Genomic DNA, 18,023 nt, shown 5'->3' on the forward strand with positions numbered 1-18,023 from the left:
GAAGTGAAGAGGGAAGATGTTCGTACCCATCACCAACACGCCGCGCGACTACGCCTGGGGGTCCGAGACCGCGATCCCGCGCCTGCTCGGCACGGAGGAGACCGGGGAGCCGCAGGCCGAGCTCTGGCTCGGGGCGCACCCCGGGAGCCCGGCGCGCATCCTCGACCCGTCGCTGACCGGCGGGCACACCGATCTGGAGTCGTGGATCGCGAGCGACCCCACGCGCATCGTGGGGCGGCGCGGAACGCTGCCGTACCTGCTGAAGATCCTGGCGGCCGCCGCCCCGCTGTCGCTGCAGGCGCACCCGACGCTCGAGCGCGCCCGCGAGGGCTTCGAGCGTGAGAACGCCGCCGGTGTGCCGCTCGACGACCCGAAGCGCAACTACAAGGATGCGCTGCACAAGCCCGAGCTCGTCGTCGCGCTGAGCGAGCGGTACGAGGCGCTCTGCGGCTTCCGCGCCCTCGTCGAGGTGCGCCAGATCGTCGACCTGCTGGTGATGATCGACGGCTCGCAGTCGGCGCCGCGATGGGAGCTCTACGGCCCCATCGTGCACCTGCTCGAAGACTCGCCGACGGCGTTCGAGAGCGATGCCGACATCCTGCGCTCGGTCGTGTCGTACCTCCTGAGCGGTGCCGAGGAGGTGCCGGCGCTCGTCGGGCACCTCGTGCGCACCGCCGAGAAGGCGCTGCACCCGGCGCACGCGCACCTCACCGACCCGTACACGCCGTCGCTCGAGACCGTCGTGCGGTTGAACGAGGAGTACCCGGGCGACCCCGGCATCGTCATCTCCCTGCTGCTGAACCGGGTGACGCTCGCCAAGGGGCAGGCGCTGTACCTGCCGGCCGGCAACATCCACGCCTACCTCTCGGGGCTCGGAGTCGAGCTCATGTCGGCGAGCGACAACGTGCTGCGCGGCGGGCTGACGCCCAAGCACGTCGACGTGGCCGAGCTGCTCGAGGTGCTCGACTTCGACGCGCTGCCCGTGCCCTACCTCGTGCCCACGCAGCCGGTGCCGGGGCTGTCGCTGTTCACGCCGGGCGTGCCCGACTTCGTGCTGGCGCAGGTGGAGGTCGGCATCGACCGGCCGTTCGCGGCGCCGACGGTGGGCTTCACGCCGCTCGGGGCGGCCATCGGCATCTGCATCGCGGGCGCCGTCACCGTGACCGGCGCATCGGGCACGCACCGGGTCTCGCGCGGCGAGGCGTTCTTCGCGACGCCCGACGAGGGGGCGCTGGCGTTCGGCGGCTCGGGAACGGTGTTCGTGGCGGCGCCGGGCGCGCCCGCGGCCGAGCTGCCCTAGCCTCCGGTCGGCACGGGAGGAGAATCCCGCCTTCGAGGCCATATGCGGCCTAACGGTCGGATTCTCCTCCCGTGCCGACGGCAGCGGGGTCTTCTCAGGCCGGGATGCGGCAGAACGCGCGGCGGTAGGCCGCCGGGGTGGTGCTGAGCGTCTTCGAGAAGTGGTGGCGCATCACCGCGGCCGTTCCGAAGCCGCTCTCGGCCGCGACCGTGTCGAGCGCGAGCGAGCTCTCCTCGAGCAGCTGCTGCGCGCGCAGCAGGCGCTGGCGGTTCAGCCACGCGCCGGGCGTCGCACCTGTGTCGGCCTTGAAGCGGCGGGCGAAGGTGCGCGGCGACATCAGCGCCTTGCGCGCCAGCTCGTCGACGGTGAGCTCCTGGTCGAGGTTCTCGAGCATCCACGCCGTGACCTCGGCGAAGGAGTCGCTGCGGCACTCGGGGATGGGCGTCGCGATGTACTGCGACTGCCCGCCCGAGCGCTGCGGCGGCACCACCATGCGCCGGGCGACGACGTTCGCGGCCGAGGCTCCGAGCTCCGTGCGGATGAGATGAAGGCAGGCATCGATCCCCGAGGCGGTTCCGGCGCCGGTGATGATGTTCCCGTCCTCCACGAAGAGCACGTCGGGGTCGACGTCGATGTCGGGGAAGTCGCGGGCGAGGCGGTCGGCGTGCATCCAGTGCGTCGTCGCGCGCCGTCCCGAGAGCAGCCCGGCCTTGGCGAGGGTGAAGGCGCCGCTGCAGATGCTGAGGATCCACGCGCCCCGGGCCGCGGCGTCCTGCAGCAGGCGCACGACGTCCGGATGCACGTCGGCGTCGATCTCGTGCGCCGGCACCGCGATCAGGTCGGCGTCGGCCGCCTCGTCGAGGCCGTCGGCGATCATCATCTCGTACCCCAGGCTGGTGCGGACGGGGCCCGGTTCGGCCGTGACGATCGTGAAGTCGAACTTCGGGCCGCCGTGGTCGGTGCGGTCGATGCCGAAGGCCTCGCAGACGACGCCGAACTCGAACGGGGCGACGCCGGGGATGGCGAGCAGGACGACCTTCTGAAGCATGGTGGCAGGATATCGATGGCACCCGATAAATGTCCAGTTCGAGCCCTCGACCTGCCACGACACGCGCCGTGTCGCAACACTTAAGGCGTGGTTGAGGGTTTACCATCTGCGACTTGACGTGAGCGAACTACACGGGTGTAATTAGGCATCGGGGTTTTCGGCAAGTCGCAAGCTGGTTCAGAGGGTGGAGCGTGATATGGCCATGTCAGAGTATCGCTCAGGCGTACCGGATGACTGGTTCGTCGACCCGGTCAGCCTCGGCGTTCCCGGTGTGCGCAAGCCCCGTGTCGACGAAGAGGAGAACCCTCTCGCCTGGCAGGCCGACTCGCTCTGCGCGCAGACCGACCCCGAGGCGTTCTTCCCCGAGAAGGGCGGATCGACCCGCGACGCCAAGCGCATCTGCACCTCGTGCGAGGTGAAGGCCCAGTGCCTCGACTACGCACTGCAGAACGACGAGCGCTTCGGCATCTGGGGCGGCCTCAGCGAGCGCGAGCGCCGCAAGCTCCGCAAGCGCGCCGTATAGCCATCTGCGGTCGGGCTGCGCCCGCCCGGTGCGCCGCCGCCTCTACGGCGCACTTCCCTCCCCACTTCACACGGGATTCATAAGAAGCGGCACGCCGCGGAGGTCGCCGGGCAAGGCGTCGAGGGCCACTTAGAGTCGTCACGATATGCACGCCCGAGTCACTGCCGTCCTCGTCTCCTCCAACGGAGCCGACTACCTCCCGCGAACCCTCGAGGCCATCGCGGCCCAGACCCGAGCCCCCGATGCGCTCGTGGTCGTGGACTGCGCCTCGACCGACGCCACCTCCGCGCTGCTGGCGGCCGCGCATCCGACCCGCTTCATCCAGGCCTCGAGCCGGCTGAACTTCGGCACCGCGATCTCGCACGCCCTCGGCGTCGCGCCCCCGCCCGACGACGAGAACGAGTGGCTCTGGCTGCTCGCCCACGACACCGCCCCCGAGCCCGAAGCGCTCGCCGCCCTGCTCGCCGCCGTGGAGGTCAACCCCTCGGTGGCCGCCGCCGGTCCGAAGCAGATGGAGTGGGACGACCCCGACTACATCAGCGAGTTCGGCGAGACCGTGACCCGCCTCGGCGCCAGCGTGCCGCTCGTCGAGACCGAGCTCGACCAGGCCCAGCACGACCGGATGAGCGACGTGCTCGCCATGGGCGCCGCCGGCCTGCTCGTGCGCCACACCGTCTGGAACGAGGTCGGCGGCTTCGACCCCGCCCTGCCGACGGCCGACAACGCGCTCGACTTCAGCATCCGCACCCGCCTGGCCGGTCACCGCGTACTCGCCGTTCCCGCCGCGCGGGTGTCCACCGACGGCGACGGGCTCTCCGGGCCCGGCCGCTCGATCAAGGGCTCCGCCCGGCGCAAGCGCCAGACCGCTCGCCGCGCGGCCCAGCTGCACCGCCGCCTGGTCTACGCACCCCCGTTCGCCGTCGTCTTCCACTGGCTCTCGCTCGTGCCGCTCGCCGTCGCGCGCTCGCTCTTCCAGCTCGTGCGCAAGCAGCCCGGCGCCATCGGCGGCGAGTTCGCTGCGGCCTTCAAGACCGCCTTCGGCTCGCACATCGGCGCGGCCCGCAGACGGCTGAAGGCGTCGAAGAAGGTCGGCTGGCGGGCGATCGCCCCGCTCCGGATGCCCGGTGACGAGATGCGGCGCCGCGCCTCCCTGCAGCGCGAGATCGCCCTGACCTACCTCCGGGGCGAGCGCGACCGGATCCAGTTCATCTCGAGCGGGGGAGTGGCGACCGTGCTGGTCGTCGCCCTGATCGGTTTCGTCGTGTTCCTGCCCGTGTTCGGAGCAGCGGCGATCACCGGCGGCGGCGCACTGCCCCTCGAGACCACCGTCGGCGGGCTCTGGGCGCAGATCGGCACCGGCTTCCGCGACATCGGCCTCGGCTTCGTCGGCGCGGCCGACCCGTTCGCCGCCGTGCTGGCCGTGCTCGGCAGCATCGCGTTCTGGTCGCCGTCGCTGGCGATCGTCGGCCTCTACCTCGTCGCGCTGCCGCTGGCCGCGCTGGCCGCCTGGTTCTGCGCCGCCCGCCTCACCGACCGTCCCGTGCTGCGCAGCGCGGCCGCGGTGCTCTGGGTGCTCGCCCCGCCGTTCGTCGGCGCCCTCGACGCCGGCATGATCGGCCCGGTGCTCGCCCACCTGCTGCTGCCGTGGCTGATGCTCGCGCTGCTCGCGGCGCCGAAATCGTGGTCGGCCTCGGCGATCGCGTCGATCCTGTTCGCCGCCGTGCTGGCCACGGCCCCCTCGCTCTGGCCGGCGCTCATCGTGGTCTGGCTGATCGCCACGATCGCGAGCCGGCGCGACGTGATGCGGCTGATCGGCATCCCCGTGCCGGCGCTCGCGCTCTTCGCGCCGCTCGTCTGGGACCAGTTCCAGCGCGGCACCCCGCTCGCCCTCCTCGCCGACCCCGGGCTGCCCGTGTGGCGTCCGACCGTGCCGGTGATCGAGCTGCTGCTCGGGCTGCCCCGCACGGGGCTCGGCGGCTGGGAGTCGTTGGCCGCCGGCGTCGGCATCGATGCCGGGGTCGTGCTGCTGGTGCTCGGCATCCTCGTGGTGCCGCTCGCGCTGATCGCCCTGGCCGCCCTGTTCCTGCCGGGCTCGTACCGTGCGGTGGTCGCCGTCGTGATCGCGCTGCTCGGCTTCGCCACCGCGGTGGGCTCGCAGCAGCTCGCGCTCGCCACCACCGGGTCGCAGGCAGTCACGATCTGGCCCGGCTCGGGGCTCAGCCTCGCCTGGCTCGGGCTGATCGGCGCCGCCGTGCTCGGGCTCTCCTCGCTTCCGCGTCTCGTGGCGCTGCCGGCCGTGGTCGCCACGGCGGCGGTCGCCGTGATCGTGCTGCCGTCGGCGCTCGGGGTGCTGCTCGGCACCTCCGAGGTCGCCGCCGGATCGGCCCGGCAGCTGCCCGCCTACGTCACGGCCGAGGCCTCGAACGCCCCTCGCGTGGGCACGCTGCTGCTCGCGCCGCAGGGCGACGGCGGGATCGGGGCGTCCGTCGTGCACGGGGCCGGTCCGACGCTCGACCAGCAGTCCACGCTCGCGTCGACGGCGGCGCTCTCGGACTCGGTGGGCGCCGACGGCTCGGAGCTCGCGTCGATCGTCGGCAACGCGGCGTCGATCAGCGGCGCCGAGGTCTCGAGCCGCCTGACCGCGCTCGGCATCGAGTTCGTGCTGCTCACCCCGGCCCCGGCCGACGAGCGGGGCGCGCCCGCCGACGACATCGCCGCCCGCACGGCCAACGCCCTCAACAGCAACGCGCAGTTCACCTACATCGGCGACACCTTCGCCGGCTCGCTCTGGCAGGTCGCCGACGACGGCACCCTGGCGAGCCTGCCCGAGCCGTCGCCCACCAACACCGGGACGCCGCTCGGCGTGCTGGTGCTCGTGATCCAGGCCTTCGTGTTCGGCATCGCGCTGCTTCTGGCCCTGCCGGCGGGGCGCCTGCAGGTGCAGGGCAACCGCGCGGTCAGCACCACGGCGCACGTCGGCGCGGCCGACTCGGTCGAGGAGGAGATCGCGGAGGAGAAGCTCACCGACGTCGCCGACCGCGTCCCCGTCGGCGAGGAGCCCGAGGCGCTCGACACGCCCGCTGGTCCCGAGGCCGCCCCGGTCGCGCGGCCCGCGACCCCCGCCGCGGCACCTTCCGCCGAGCCCTCTGCTGCGCCGTCCGCGCCGTCCTCGCTCGAGAGCGCGGGCCCGGCGGCGGCCCAGGGCATCGGCTCCGGTGGCTCAGCCGCCGCCACGGTCTCGGCCGCGGCCCTCGCCGGTGCGGCCACAACGGCCCTCGTCGCCGATCGCGCTGCCGACCCCGCCCAGCCGGGCGTCGCCGAGGGTGACGAGCCCGGCGAGCCCGAGGCGACCGGTGCGGCTTCGACAGGTGAGCGCGCCGCGAGCAGCGTCACCACCTCGGCCGGCGTCTACGCGGCGCACTACGTCGACGAGCAGCCCGCGGCTCCGGATGCTCCCGCCCCCGCCGTGGCCCCCGGCTCCGATGCCGACGCCCCCTGGTGGGCGGGCACCTCGCGGCCCACCATGCTGGCGGCCGAGCAGAACTCCACCGCCGAGTTCGCGGGCCGTCGCGCGGAGCCGACCTCCGACGAGGTGGGAGCGCCGACCAGCGCGCCTGCCGAGACGGCGGACCGCACCGAGGCGGCTGAGCCGAGCCTGCCAATGGAGCCCGCTGAGATGGCCGACCCCACCGAGGCGGTCCAGCCCACCGAGACGGCGGGGCCCGCCGAGACGGCGGAGCCCACTGAGATGGCCGAGCAGGTGGAGGCGGCCACCGCCGACACCGCCCCGACGCCCGTCATCGCGCCTGCCGGCCAGACCCCGGACGACACCACACGCGACGACGAGGGTTCCGACGACGAGGTGCTGCCCGCCCCGGTGTCGGCCTTCGATCACGCCGCCACCCAGCCGACCGGCCCTGTCGATGCTCTCCCGGGTGACGAGGCTCGTCCGATGTCCCGGTTCGAGCCCGGCTACTCGGCGCCGACGGCGGACCCGCTGCCCGGCCCGGACTACTCCGACTACGACCCCGATGACGAGACGGTCCTGACCGTCCGCGACGCCGCCGACGCCGCCCACGAGAACCACGAGGAGGGAACCACCGATGGCCGATGAGTCCCGCCCCACGAACGGCGAGCCCGAAAACACCGACTCGACCGACGCGCCCGCAGGTGAGCCCGCACCCGCAACCGCGGCCGGAGACATGGATGCGAACGCGTCTGGTGCGACCACCGCAGCGAGCGACGTGACGGATCCCGCTGACAGCACGACCCCCGCAGCCGCCACCGCGACAGCCGCCGCCGACGCGGCCGCCGACAGCGGCGCCGCCGCGAAGCGCGCCGCGCGCCCGCGCCGCACCCGCCGGCCGGCGAAGCCGGCCAAGCGCCCCGCCTCCGGCTCCCGCCGCGCCGTCGCCACCGGCGCCCGCGTCGCGACCGGCGTGGTCGTCGTCGCCCTCGGCGCCGCCGTCGTCGGCGCCGCCTTCGTGCTGCCCCTGCCCACGGTGACCGCCGCGCCCGCGTCCGAGACCGTCGACCCGGCCCCCGCCGGGGAGGTGCGGGCCTGCCCCGGCCCCCTCGTGCGCCTCTCCGACGAGTCGGGCCAGGACGCCACCGCGATCTCCGGCGTCGGCACCGCCCAGACGAGCGAGGCCGCCTCGACGCCCGACGCGGCGATCGACGTCAGCGCCCTGCTCTCACCCGACGACCGCACCTCGACGGGCGACTCGGCCCCCCTGCGCATCGCGCTGCCGGCCGACGAGGCCGCCGCCGGCGACACCCTCTTCGCCGCCGCTCAGTCCCAGAACATCGCCGAGGGCGACATCGTGGGCCTCGCCACCACCGCCTGCGGCGAGGCGAGCGCCGACAGCTGGCTCGTGGCCGGCGCCACGACGGTCGGCCGCACCAGTTTCGTGGTGCTGGGCAATCCGGGCGACGTGCCCGCGGTGGTCGACCTGGCGCTGTACGGCGAGCAGGGTTCGATCGACGCGCCCGGCGCCTCGAACATCGACGTGCCCGCGCGCTCGACGCGCATCCTGTCACTGGCCGGTCTCGCGCCCGACCTCGCCTCGCCCGTGCTGCACGTGACCGCCGAGGTGGGTGCCGTGACGGCCGCGCTGCAGCAGAGCGTCGTGCGGGGCCTCGCGCCCGGCGGCGTCGAGCTGGCCGGTGCCGTCGCGGGGGCGTCGACCGAGCAGGTCATCGCGGGCATCCGTGTCTCGGGCACCTCGTCGATCGCCGAGCAGGTGGGCAGCCCCGAGACCGCCGACCTGCAGAGCGTGCTGCGCATGCTCGTGCCCGGCACCGACCCCGCCTCCGTCACCATCCGCGTCTCCGAGGAGCGCACGGGCGGCACCGAGACCGAGTACCAGGTCGGCCTGACCCCGGGCGTGGTGACCGAGTTCCCGCTGCAGGACATCCCCGACGGCCTCTACTCGGTGACCGTCGACTCCGACCAGCCCGTGGTCGCCGGCGCCCGCACCTCGACGATCGTCAACGGCACGACGGACTTCGCCTGGTACCAGCCCGTCGAGCAGCTCGACTCGCCGTTCTTCGTCACCATCGCCGACGCCCCGGGCGCCCGCCTGCACCTGGTGAACGAGGGCGAGGGCGACGCCGACGTGGTGTTCGCCAAGACCGACGGCACCGAGTCGACCGGCACCTTCGTGCCCGGGGCGCGCTCGCTGTCGCTCGAGCCCGGCTCGTACCTCGTCACCTCGTCGGTGCCCGTCGGCGCGACCGTGAGCTACTTCGGCGACGGCGTGCTCTCGTCATACTCGATCGCGCGACCGGGCCCCGAGGCCACGCCGATCACCGTCTACCCCTGAGCCGAGTGGCCTGGCCCGGCAGCGCTGGGCGACGGATGCTCGACAGCGCCCACACCCCACAAGACCCCGAGGCTCAGAAGTGCCGGAACCGCTCCGGCGCCAGGTCCCACGGGTCCTTGCCGAGCAGCTCGGCGACCGCGCGGAAGACGCACGACTCGATCGCGAGCCGCCGATGCGTCTCGTCGTCCTCGTGGAGGCGCGACATCCGCTCGATCGGCAGCCGGAACATGATCACCCGCGTCTTCGTCACCGCCCAGCGGTCGACGTGGTCGGGGGAGCCGAAGCGGCCGAACGGCATGGTGGCCACCTCGAAGGCGACACCCTCGAGCTCGGCCGGCCAGAGGCTCTTGAGGTACTCGGCGGTCGACGCGACCGTCTGGTCGAACAGGTCGATGCGCGTGCGGAGGAACGGCAGGTGCGGCCCGGCCACCGAGGAGCGCAGCTCCCGCCCGTGGCGGCTGCGGCTGCGCGCCAGCACCGCCGCCGATCGCGGTGACCTGCGGGAACGTGCCATGCGCCCAGTCTAGAGCCGCGCCCGCCGTCACCGACGGCCCGACGGCGTCTCCGCCGCGACACGGTGCGCCGCTGCGGCCCGGTGTCGGAGGCCGCGGTTAGGGTGGGATCGATGACGAACAGGGAATGCTCTCGGCCCTCGTGCCGTGGTGAGGCCACCACGACGCTCACCTACGACTACGCCGATTCGCTGATCGTCGTCGGCCCGCTCAGCCCCGTCGCCGAGCCGCACAGCTACGACCTCTGCGCCCGCCACATCGACCGCTTCTCGGCTCCTCAGGGCTGGCAGGTCATGCGGCACGTCTACATCGAGAACTAGACCGAGCCCGAGCCGGAGTCCGGCATGGTTCCGGATGCGCGTTCCGCGCGCTCCCCGGCCAGCCGCCGTTCACGCGCCGAGAGGAACAGCGGGAACGCGAACGCCAGGGCCACGAACGGCACCAGCAGCACGTAGATCGCGAGTCCGCGCATCCCGAGCCGCCGGCCCTCGACGAGCATGAACACGATGGCGGCCACCGCCACCACCGCGAGGTCGACCCCGAGCGAGTTGACCGACGGCCCGCTGCCGAACCACTCGCCGAGGAAGTCGCGCTTCTCGACGATGGCGATCACGTTGAAGGTCCAGGTGCCGGCGAGCCCCACGAGCGCCAGCGCGAGGTAGATCACGGCCGCGGCGCTCCAGCGCCCGCGCACCCGCCCGGCGGCGCCCGCTCCGGCGCTCATGCCCGCACCTCGCCGCTCGCGACGCGCTCGGCACGGACGCCTCCCGGCGACGACGGCGGTGGCGTGTCAGCCGAGGGCCGGCCGCGGGGTGCCGTGACCAGCACCGTCCCCGACGCGATCACCACGGCGGCCACGACCGCCCACCCCGCCACGAGCACCGGCCCCGACGGCTGCACGATCGACTGCCCCGCGAGCGCCTGCACCGTGAGCACCCCGAGCCCCGCCGCGTACCCGGCCACCGCGACCACCACGAGTCGCGTGCGCACCCGGTCGTCGGCCAGTCGCCGCACCCGTCGCCCGAGCAGGTCGAGCCCGATCGCCAGGAGCGGTATCAGCTGCAGCGCGTGCATCCCCACGAAATGCGGGATGCGCAGATCGCCCGCCACTGTGCTCCAACCGAGCACCGGCAGCCCTGGCCCACCGTCGGCGAGCCCCACGGTGTGGGCTCCGGCGATGCCCTGCCAGTCGTCCAGCTGGGCCGCCGTCGGCCCCGTCATGAGGAACGCGAGGCCGATGCCCACCAGCGCGAGCGCGGCTCCGGCCCGCACGGCGACGGTCAGCGACCGGGTCGGCAGCCGGAACCAGAACAGCAGCACCGTCGTGACGAAGGTCGCGAGGTAAAGCACGGTGATCGAGACGGCCATGACGCCCCAGACCGCCGCCGAGAATCCAGTCGAGACGTTGAAATGGCTCGTGATGCCCGCGGCGGCGGCCCCCACGATGGCCACCTGCTCCACGGCGAGGGCCACGGCGATCACGGTGCCCGAGACGTGCGCCAGGCGCCGGAACCGCGGCAGATGGGCGATCAGCCAGGCCCAGGTGACGCTGTAGACGAGGATCGACAGCGAGAACTTCAGCGGCTTCAGCCAGACCTCGGCGCCCGTCACCTGCCGAGGGTCGACGGCCGCGCCCACCAGGCAGACGACGGAGCAGAGCACCATCAGGGCGGCGACGGCCATCAGCGGCCGGTGCCAGTCGAACGCCCGCAGCAGGGCGGGGCGGGGAGTCGTCATCGGAGGTTCCTTTCGGCGGTGCGGTGGGCCTGGGCGATGCGCCGGAGGCCGAGGGAGAGGGTGTCGCCGAGCACGGTGCCGACGACCATGAGCTCGGTGCGGTCGGCCCGGTCGGCGACCGCGCCCACCGCGTCGAGGTCGGCCGAGGCGACCGTGGCGGCGGCCTCGGCGTAGCGGTCGAGGTAGTCGTCGGTGAGCGGATGCCCCGCCTTCGCGAACGCGTCGATCGTCTGGGCGACGATGCGGCGCCCCACGTTGTCGCCGCAGTGCGCCCACCCCGCCCGCTCGATCACGCCGTCGGCGCGCTCGAAGCTCTCGGCACCGGGCTCGGAGACGCCGGGCACCGCGTCGCGCGACAGTGCGTTCTGGGCCGTCTCGAAGGTCTCGGCGATCGGGCGCTCCTCGTCGTCGAGCGCCTCGAGCACCGCCGACACGGAGCCGATCGACAGCTTGCCCACCTCGAGCAGGGCCCGGATGAGCCTCAGCCGATGCAGGTGGGTGTCGTCGTAGCTGGTGCGGTTGCCGCCCTCCCGGGCTCCGGCGGGCAGCAGCCCCTCCCGCACGTAGTACTTGATGGTGGCGGCGGGGGTGCCCGACAGATCGGCGAGGGCGGAGATGAGCATGAGCTGATAGTAGCACTACCGGTAGCGCCGCTACCAGTGCTTTCCCTCCTGGGATGAGAAGCGATCGCGGCCCGGAGAGCCCTTCTGCTACGGTGACCACGCGCCGACTCGTCCGTTTCGGCGGAACCGTGACGCTGCGGGGGGGTAGCCGGCGGATGAGCATCTTCGACGCCATCGGGGGATCGTCGGTCGTCACGTCGACCGTCACCGTGCTGTACGACCGCGTCACGGCCGACCCGCAGCTCGCGCCGTGGTTCGACGGCATCGATCTGCGCCGGCTGAAGGCCCACCAGCGGGAGTTCCTCACGGTCGCGCTCGGCGGCGCCGAGGTGTTCAACGGCCGCAGCATCGCCGAGGCGCACCGCGGCCTGGCGATCACCGGTGAGGCGTTCGACGCCCTGCTCGCGCACCTGCGGGAGATCGTCGAGGACCTCGGTGTCGAGCCCGACGGTGTCGACGAGATCATCGCCCGGGTGGCGGCGCTGCGCGCCGACGTCGTGACGGAGGCCTGACCCCGTGTCCCCGGCCGCGCCCGCCGAGTGGACGGTGCTGCAGCGCCCCGCGATCGTGTCCCAGGCCGTCGCCCCCGTGCTCGAGGGCGCGGCGACGGGTGCCCTCTTCATGGGGGAGACGGGATCGGGCAAGACCACGCTCGCGCTCGCCGCGGCCCGGGAGCTGACCGAGGGCGACTTCGTGCGGCTGCGCGGGAGCGTGCTGACCAGCGAGGTGCCGTACGGCCTGCTCTTCGGCCTGCTGAAGAACGCCGAGACCGACGCGTTCGCCAACTCGGCCGCGTTCTACACGGTGCTGAGCGCGGCGGTCGCGGCGCAGACGTCGGCACCGCGTCCCGTGATCCTCGTCGACAACGCCCACCTCGCCGACCCGCTGAGCGCCCACGCGCTGGCGCACCTCGCCGCCACCTTCAGCGTGCGGCTGGTGCTCGCGGTCCCCGAGCTCGGAGGCCTGCCCGAGGCCTTCCTCGACCTCTGGCGCGACGGACTGCTCGGTGCCACCGAGGTGCCGCCGCTGACCGCCGCCGAGGTGGCGGAGGTGCTGGCCCTCTATCTCAACGGCCCGGTGGTGCCGGCGGCCGCGCACCATCTCGCCGAGCGGTCCGGCGGGAACCCGCTCTTCCTCAGCTACCTCGCGATCGAGCAGCTCGAGGAGGGGCTGCTGACGCAGCACGAGGGAATCTGGACCTTGGCGGGCCGCGCATCCCTCACCAGCGACCGGCTGATCGGCATGCTCAAGACCCGGGTCGGGCACTGGAGCGACGCGCAGCGCGAGGTGCTGGAGATCGTGGCGCTGCTGGAGACCGTGCCGCTGGACCGCCTGGAGCAGCTCGTCGATCCGGCGCTCATCGACGAGCTGCTGGACGCCGGGGCGATCGCGGTGCAGAGCGACGACGGGCTGCACCTCGGCCTCGCCCGGGCCTTCGGCGACGTGCCGGGAGCGCCGGCGATCGTGATGAGGAACGCCCTCATGGCCGATGTCGTGCGCGCGGGGGTGCCGTTCCTTCGGCGCCGCCAGCTGCGGGAGCGGATCGCGCCGTTCTTCGAGGATCCCGCCGGCAGCGACTACCAGAGCGCACTCGCGTTCAGCGTCTGGACGCTGGAGTGCGGTGCGAGGCTCGAGCCCTCGTTGGCGCTGCACGCGGCCCGGCTCGCCAACCGCCTGTTCGACCCCGAGTTCGCCATCCGGGTGGCGTCGACCGTGGTCGAGGGCCCGCTGCTCGTGCCGGCCGGCGTGCAGAAGTCCCGCGCGATGCGCACACTCGGCCGGGCGGCGAACGCCGGGCAGATCCTCCGGCGGCTGGCTCCCCGGGTGCGAGAGGGCGAGCCCGTCGAGGTGCTCGTGGAGTTCGTGCAGGAGGTGGCCCGGGTGCAGGGCGTGCTGCCCGGCTTCGACGAGTTCGCCGGGCTGCACGAACTCGCCCTCGCCCGGGTCGCGGCCGTGCAGCCCGAGGCCGAGCGCCGCGGGCTCCTGCAGCGGCTCGAGCTCACAGGGTGGTCGCTCACGCTCGGCTCAGGGGACCACCGGCGGGCGCTCGACGAGGTGCAGGCGGCCTACGACCGGCGGCCTGACGCCTCCGCCCTGACCGACGACCCGGCCGAGGCGGCGCGCGCCGCCGAGTACGAGGTGCGGTTGACGGGCATGCTCGCCGAGTGCCTCTGCGCCGTGGGCCGCCAGGACGAGGCGCTGGCCCTGGCGCTCCAGCTCGAGGCCGCCGAGGCGACGGGCGAGCTCGGCGAGGACGCGGTCGACGAGCTGCACTCCGCGCTCTCGCTGATCTACCTCAGCACCGGGCAGTGGCAGCGCCGACGCGAGCTGATCGGCTCCCGCGCCCGCGGAGTGCTCGGCCGCGAGCTCTACCGGGGCAGCGGCGACGACGGCGCCATCGGGGTGGGGCACCTGTTCGGCGGGGCGTCCCGGCTCGGTCGCCAGCACCTGATGAGCGCCCTCAGCCAGTTCCGGCTGCGCGACGCCGGCAACGGCCGCAGCGAGATCCTCGCCGCCCTGGCCTACTCCTCGGCGCTCGACGGCGACGTGGAGTCGGCCCGCGACTACCTGGCCGAGTCCCGGGCCGGGGCGCTCACGAGCTGGAACTCGGCCGCCTCCGCCACCTACCTCGGGTTGAGCGCCGAGGCGCTCCTCGACCGTGACGGCGACGCCGCCGAGCGGATGCTCGCGATCGCCGACGACTACCGGGAGCGCGGCCTCGTCGCCGACGCCTTCCTGCTCGTCTCGGCGGCCGCGCGATCGGGCTCGCAGGAGGCGCTCGACCGCCTGCGCACCGACCGCATGCCCCAGCCCGGCCCGGCGGCCGCGGCGGTCTACCTCTGGGTCGACGGACTCGGCGCGGGCGACCCGGAGCTCGTGCTCGACGCCGCCGAGGCGCTGCTCGCGCAGGGCAATCACCTGTTCGCCCGGGAGCTCGCGACCACGGTGGCGGCCACGGCGCCTCCGGCTCTGCTCGGCCGGGCGGCGGCGGTGCTCCGCGAGACCGGGGAGGTGCTGGGCGAGCTGCCGTCAGGCGCGGCCGTCGTCTCCCGCTTCGACGGACTCACCAACCGTGAGCGCGACGTCGCCCTGCTGGTCGCCGAGGGGCTGTCCAACCGCGACGTCGCCGCCGCGCTGCACCTCTCGGTGCGCACCGTCGAGAGCTACCTGCAGTCGGCCTTCGGCAAGCTCGGCATCGCGAACCGGCGTGAACTCGCCGAGCTGGGCGCCGCCGCCGGCTGAACACCGGATGCGCGACCGGCGCGTCAGCGGTCGGGGAACCCGTTCGGCAGCCCCTTCAGCACCGGGTCGACCCGGGCGAGGCGCTCGCGCTCGATCATCAGCGCCCGGTACTCGCGGTCGCGGCGGAGGGCGGCCACCCCGACGAGGAAGGTCTCCGGATGCACGTTCGGCAGCGGCGACACGAACGGCGACGTCTCGGCGGCGAGCTCGTGCGCGAGGCGGGCGCGTGTGGCCGGGGCCATCCGCTCGGCCTGCGTGAGGAACGCCACGAGACGCCGGGACAGCCGGTCGGGCAGCTTCGCCACGTCGGCCGTCTGCGCCCAGAACGCGAGCTCGGGCGGCACCCCGACCGCGAAGGGCCGCGGGGCCGGAACGCGCTCGTGCTGGCTGTAAGTGCCCGCGAGCAGGTCGCCGAGCCGCTTCGAGCGGGAGTTCAGCAGCGAGGTGATGAAGGCGAGGCCGCCGAGGGTCATGAAGATCTCGACGAAGCCGAGCAGTCCGCGGATGATGCTGTGCCGCAGCGCGATGGCCCCGCCGTCGTCGCGCACGATGCGGGCGCCGATGGCCAGGCGGCCGAGCGAGCGGCCGCCCGAGGCGAACTCGACGACGATCGGCGCGATCACGAGGAAGCCGATCAGGAGCGCGATCGAGAGGGCCTGGGTGAGCGCCGGGTCGAACGCGGCGCCCGAGGCGACCACCGCGGAGAAGAACCAGAGGGCGCCGATCAGGGGCAGCACGTAGGCGAGGAAGTCGATCGCCCCGCTCGCGCTGCGCAGCAGGAAGCTCGCGGGACGCACGTCGAGGGCGACGGCCTCGCCGGTGAGGAGCTCGTCGTCGGCGACGGCCGCACTGGTTCCCACCACGGACGGCTGCGACATGAATATCATCTAATCAGATGGATCTCGATGCGTACTCCGAAGCCCATCGTGACGAGTGGACTCGTCTCGATGAACTCGGGCGACGCCGCGCGTTCTCGGGTCGCGAGGCCGACGAGCTGATCGAGCGCTACCAGTCCGGCTCCACGCAGCTCTCGGCGATCAAGACGGTGGCCGGCTCCACCGCTCAGGGCGACCGGCTCTCGGTGTCGCTCTCGCGCGCCCGCCTGCGGTTCACGGGCGCCGGTTCGAACCTCTTCCGCCGGCTGCCGCTGTTCTTCGCGGTGCAGCTGCCGGCAGCCCTCTACCGCCTGCGCTGGCTGACGCTGGCGGTCGCGGTCGCCACGGTCGTGATCGCGGGGCTCTACGCGATCTGGATCTCGCAGAACCCCGCGGTGCTCGCGGCCCTCGGCGACGACGCCACGCTGAAGAAGCTGGCGGAGGAGGACTTCGTCGACTACTACTCCGAGAACCCCGCGGCCTCGTTCACCGGCCTCGTCTGGACGAACAACGCCTGGATCGCGGCCCAGTGCATCGCCTTCGGCATCCTGGGGTTCTATGTGCCGGCGATCATCATCAGCAACGCCCAGAACCTCGGCGTGAACGCCGCCGTGATGTTCGAGTACGGCCACGGCGACATCTTCTTCCTCTACATCATGCCGCACGGCCTGCTGGAGCTGACGGCCATCTTCGTGGCCGCCGCGGCTGGCCTGCGCATCTTCTGGGCCTGGATCGCACCCGGCGCGAAGACCCGCGGGCGGTCGCTCGCCGAGAACGGCCGCTCCCTGTTCACCGTGGCCATCGGCCTGGTGTTCGTGCTGTTCGTCTCGGGCGTGATCGAGGGTTTCGTGACGCCGGCGCCGTGGCCGTGGTGGCTGAAGATCGGCATCGGCGCGGTGGCGCTCCTGGCGTTCCTGTTCTACATGGTCGTGATCGGCGGCCGCGCCGCCCGGGCCGGGCAGACGGGCGACCTCGAGGAGTTCGAGGCGGGGGCCACGCAGCTCGTCGCGGGCTGAGCCGGGCTCAGAGCCGCCCGGCCGCCTTCAGGGCGATGTAGCGGTCGGCGAGGGCCGGCGGCAGCTCGGCGGGCGAGCCGGTGATCACGTCGGCGCCGTAGCGCTTCAGCACGGTGGTCACCCGCGCCGCGTCGAGGAGGGCGCGCTCGGCCGCCGCGGCGCGGTAGACCTCCTCGCGGTCGCCGCGCCGGTGCACCCCCGCGAGCACGTCGGGGTCGCTGACCGAGCTCACGACGACCGTGTGGTCGCGGGTGAGCTGAGGCACGATCGCCATCAGCTCGCGAGAGATGCCGGGGGCGTCGATGGCCGTGGCCAGCACGACCAGCGAGCGCTGGGTGGTGACCTGGCGCACGAGGCCGGGCACCGCGGTCCAGTCCATCTCGATCAGGTCGGGGTCGATCGGCGCCATCACGTCGACCATGCGCGAGAGGAGTTCCGGGCCCGAGGCGCCGTGCACCCGGCCGCGGAGCCGGCGGTCGTAGAGGATGACGTCGACCCGGTCGCCCGCGCGGGTGGCGAGCGCCGCGAGCAGCAGGGCGCTCTCGAAGGCGGTGTCGATGCGCGGCTCGTCGTCGATGCGCGCCGCCTGGGTGCGGCCGGTGTCGATCACGATCACGACGCGGCGGTCGCGCTCCGGGCGCCAGGTGCGCACCATCACGTCGCTGTGCCGGGCCGTCGCGCGCCAGTCGATCGAGCGCACGTCGTCGCCCCGCACGTACTCGCGCAGGCTGTCGAACTCGGTGCCCTGGCCGCGGATCATGACGCTCGCGCGGCCGTCGAGCTCGCGCAGCCGGGCGAGTCGCGACGGCAGGTGCTGGCGGGCGTTGAACGGGGGCAGCACCCGGATGCGCCCGGACGCCGTCAGGGTCGCCTGGCGGGCGGCCAGGCCGAGCGGTCCGGTGCTGCGCACGGTGATGCGCTCCGTGCGGCGCTCGCCGCGGCGGAACGGGGTCAGCGCGAGCGTCAGGGCGCGCCGCTCGCCGGCCGGGATCGCGACCGGCTGGCGCGCGGTGCTCGGGCCGGCCGAGGGCTGCCAGGCGTCGCGCACGACGGCCCGCAGCATCCGTCGACCGGTGTTGGTGAGCAGGAGGGTGCTCTCGGTGGTCTCGCCGAGGCGCACCCGGGCGGGCAGCGTGCGCTCGACGCGCAGCCGCCGCGGCGAGGCGGCCGCCACCAGGTCGATCACGACGAGCGCGACGACGAGCGCGATCCAGACGAGCAGGGCCTCGAGGGCGCTGTCGTAGAACTCGCCGATCAGCACCACCGGCACGACGCCGAGGGCCACCAGGGCGACCAGGCGCCCGGTGACCGTCATGCGCGG

Annotated in this window: 15 protein-coding genes; 8 read left to right on the forward strand and 7 right to left on the reverse strand. The window is 73.5% G+C overall.

Going from position 1 to position 18,023, the window contains the following annotated elements:
- Positions 1-16 precede the first annotated feature (16 nt).
- A complete protein-coding gene (gene manA, locus HQQ85_RS18620) occupies positions 17-1,300 on the forward strand; it encodes a mannose-6-phosphate isomerase, class I (RefSeq protein ID WP_173184052.1) in 1,284 nt (427 codons plus the stop codon).
- A 94-nt stretch (positions 1,301-1,394) separates the two neighbouring features.
- Here manA and HQQ85_RS18625 read toward each other — a convergent pair whose 3' ends face one another.
- Positions 1,395-2,348 carry a GlxA family transcriptional regulator gene (locus HQQ85_RS18625; protein ID WP_173184053.1) on the reverse strand — a complete coding sequence of 318 codons (954 nt, stop codon included), beginning with the start codon at positions 2,346-2,348 and terminating at the stop codon, positions 1,395-1,397.
- Between the two features lie 196 nt (positions 2,349-2,544).
- Between HQQ85_RS18625 and HQQ85_RS18630 the strand changes: the two genes are divergently transcribed.
- From HQQ85_RS18630 to HQQ85_RS18640, 3 genes are all read left to right on the forward strand, one after another.
- Complete coding sequence (locus HQQ85_RS18630; RefSeq protein ID WP_173184054.1) at positions 2,545-2,871, forward strand: WhiB family transcriptional regulator; 327 nt, start codon at positions 2,545-2,547, stop codon at positions 2,869-2,871.
- Between the two features lie 145 nt (positions 2,872-3,016).
- Positions 3,017-6,985, forward strand: coding sequence for a glycosyltransferase (locus HQQ85_RS18635; protein ID WP_173184055.1), 3,969 nt, complete (start codon positions 3,017-3,019; stop codon positions 6,983-6,985).
- Complete coding sequence (locus HQQ85_RS18640) at positions 6,975-8,696, forward strand: DUF5719 family protein (protein WP_173184056.1); 1,722 nt, start codon at positions 6,975-6,977, stop codon at positions 8,694-8,696. The genes HQQ85_RS18635 and HQQ85_RS18640 overlap by 11 nt, the downstream gene beginning before the upstream one ends.
- Before the next feature lie 73 nt (positions 8,697-8,769).
- Here the strand turns inward: HQQ85_RS18640 and HQQ85_RS18645 are convergent, their stop codons facing one another.
- The gene (locus HQQ85_RS18645) at positions 8,770-9,210 is read right to left on the reverse strand and encodes a metallopeptidase family protein (protein ID WP_173184057.1); all 441 of its coding nucleotides are present in this window, start codon (positions 9,208-9,210) and stop codon (positions 8,770-8,772) included.
- A gap of 111 nt (positions 9,211-9,321) precedes the next feature.
- Here HQQ85_RS18645 and HQQ85_RS18650 point away from each other — a divergent pair, with 111 nt between their 5' ends.
- Positions 9,322-9,528 carry a DUF3499 family protein gene (locus tag HQQ85_RS18650; protein ID WP_173184058.1) on the forward strand — a complete coding sequence of 69 codons (207 nt, stop codon included), beginning with the start codon at positions 9,322-9,324 and terminating at the stop codon, positions 9,526-9,528.
- On the opposite strand, the gene HQQ85_RS18655 is transcribed toward HQQ85_RS18650, so the two are convergent.
- The 3 genes from HQQ85_RS18655 to HQQ85_RS18665 are packed head-to-tail and all read right to left on the reverse strand — an operon-like array spanning position 9,525 to position 11,568.
- Positions 9,525-9,932, reverse strand: coding sequence for a DUF2834 domain-containing protein (locus tag HQQ85_RS18655; protein ID WP_173184059.1), 408 nt, complete (start codon positions 9,930-9,932; stop codon positions 9,525-9,527). The genes HQQ85_RS18650 and HQQ85_RS18655 overlap by 4 nt on opposite strands.
- Complete coding sequence (locus HQQ85_RS18660) at positions 9,929-10,945, reverse strand: hypothetical protein (protein ID WP_254069586.1); 1,017 nt, start codon at positions 10,943-10,945, stop codon at positions 9,929-9,931. The genes HQQ85_RS18655 and HQQ85_RS18660 overlap by 4 nt, the downstream gene beginning before the upstream one ends.
- Entirely contained in the window at positions 10,942-11,568 is a 627-nt protein-coding gene (locus HQQ85_RS18665; RefSeq protein WP_173184060.1) for a MerR family transcriptional regulator, read from the reverse strand. The genes HQQ85_RS18660 and HQQ85_RS18665 overlap by 4 nt, the downstream gene beginning before the upstream one ends.
- Before the next feature lie 155 nt (positions 11,569-11,723).
- Here HQQ85_RS18665 and HQQ85_RS18670 point away from each other — a divergent pair, with 155 nt between their 5' ends.
- Positions 11,724-12,080: a group 1 truncated hemoglobin gene (locus tag HQQ85_RS18670; protein WP_173184061.1), complete on the forward strand. Its 357-nt coding sequence runs from the start codon at positions 11,724-11,726 to the stop codon at positions 12,078-12,080.
- Between the two features lie 4 nt (positions 12,081-12,084).
- The gene (locus tag HQQ85_RS21725) at positions 12,085-14,811 is read left to right on the forward strand and encodes a LuxR C-terminal-related transcriptional regulator (RefSeq protein WP_173184062.1); all 2,727 of its coding nucleotides are present in this window, start codon (positions 12,085-12,087) and stop codon (positions 14,809-14,811) included.
- Between the two features lie 23 nt (positions 14,812-14,834).
- Here HQQ85_RS21725 and HQQ85_RS18680 read toward each other — a convergent pair whose 3' ends face one another.
- Positions 14,835-15,689: an RDD family protein gene (locus HQQ85_RS18680; RefSeq protein WP_173184063.1), complete on the reverse strand. Its 855-nt coding sequence runs from the start codon at positions 15,687-15,689 to the stop codon at positions 14,835-14,837.
- 17 nt (positions 15,690-15,706) lie between these two features.
- On the opposite strand from HQQ85_RS18680, the gene HQQ85_RS18685 reads away from it, so the two are divergent.
- Positions 15,707-16,702 (forward strand): stage II sporulation protein M, encoded by a 996-nt coding sequence (locus HQQ85_RS18685; protein WP_173184064.1) that lies wholly within the window; start codon positions 15,707-15,709, stop codon positions 16,700-16,702.
- 7 nt (positions 16,703-16,709) lie between these two features.
- On the opposite strand, the gene HQQ85_RS18690 is transcribed toward HQQ85_RS18685, so the two are convergent.
- On the reverse strand, positions 16,710-18,017 hold the full coding sequence (locus HQQ85_RS18690; protein ID WP_173184065.1) for a DUF58 domain-containing protein: 1,308 nt from the start codon (positions 18,015-18,017) through the stop codon (positions 16,710-16,712).
- Between the last annotated feature and the right edge of the window lie 6 nt (positions 18,018-18,023).

The organism is Herbiconiux sp. VKM Ac-2851 (genome assembly GCF_013205105.1).
GTDB classification, from domain to species: Bacteria; Actinomycetota; Actinomycetes; order Actinomycetales; family Microbacteriaceae; genus Herbiconiux; species Herbiconiux flava.

Coding starts and splice junctions, on each gene's coding strand:
- manA (WP_173184052.1), top strand. CDS start 17: ATGTTCGTACCCATCACCAACACGCCGCGCGACTACGCCTGGGGGTCC.
- HQQ85_RS18625 (WP_173184053.1), bottom strand. CDS start 2,348: ATGCTTCAGAAGGTCGTCCTGCTCGCCATCCCCGGCGTCGCCCCGTTC.
- HQQ85_RS18630 (WP_173184054.1), top strand. CDS start 2,545: ATGGCCATGTCAGAGTATCGCTCAGGCGTACCGGATGACTGGTTCGTC.
- HQQ85_RS18635 (WP_173184055.1), top strand. CDS start 3,017: ATGCACGCCCGAGTCACTGCCGTCCTCGTCTCCTCCAACGGAGCCGAC.
- HQQ85_RS18640 (WP_173184056.1), top strand. CDS start 6,975: ATGGCCGATGAGTCCCGCCCCACGAACGGCGAGCCCGAAAACACCGAC.
- HQQ85_RS18645 (WP_173184057.1), bottom strand. CDS start 9,210: ATGGCACGTTCCCGCAGGTCACCGCGATCGGCGGCGGTGCTGGCGCGC.
- HQQ85_RS18650 (WP_173184058.1), top strand. CDS start 9,322: ATGACGAACAGGGAATGCTCTCGGCCCTCGTGCCGTGGTGAGGCCACC.
- HQQ85_RS18655 (WP_173184059.1), bottom strand. CDS start 9,932: ATGAGCGCCGGAGCGGGCGCCGCCGGGCGGGTGCGCGGGCGCTGGAGC.
- HQQ85_RS18660 (WP_254069586.1), bottom strand. CDS start 10,945: ATGACGACTCCCCGCCCCGCCCTGCTGCGGGCGTTCGACTGGCACCGG.
- HQQ85_RS18665 (WP_173184060.1), bottom strand. CDS start 11,568: ATGCTCATCTCCGCCCTCGCCGATCTGTCGGGCACCCCCGCCGCCACC.
- HQQ85_RS18670 (WP_173184061.1), top strand. CDS start 11,724: ATGAGCATCTTCGACGCCATCGGGGGATCGTCGGTCGTCACGTCGACC.
- HQQ85_RS18680 (WP_173184063.1), bottom strand. CDS start 15,689: ATGTCGCAGCCGTCCGTGGTGGGAACCAGTGCGGCCGTCGCCGACGAC.
- HQQ85_RS18685 (WP_173184064.1), top strand. CDS start 15,707: ATGGATCTCGATGCGTACTCCGAAGCCCATCGTGACGAGTGGACTCGT.
- HQQ85_RS18690 (WP_173184065.1), bottom strand. CDS start 18,017: ATGACGGTCACCGGGCGCCTGGTCGCCCTGGTGGCCCTCGGCGTCGTG.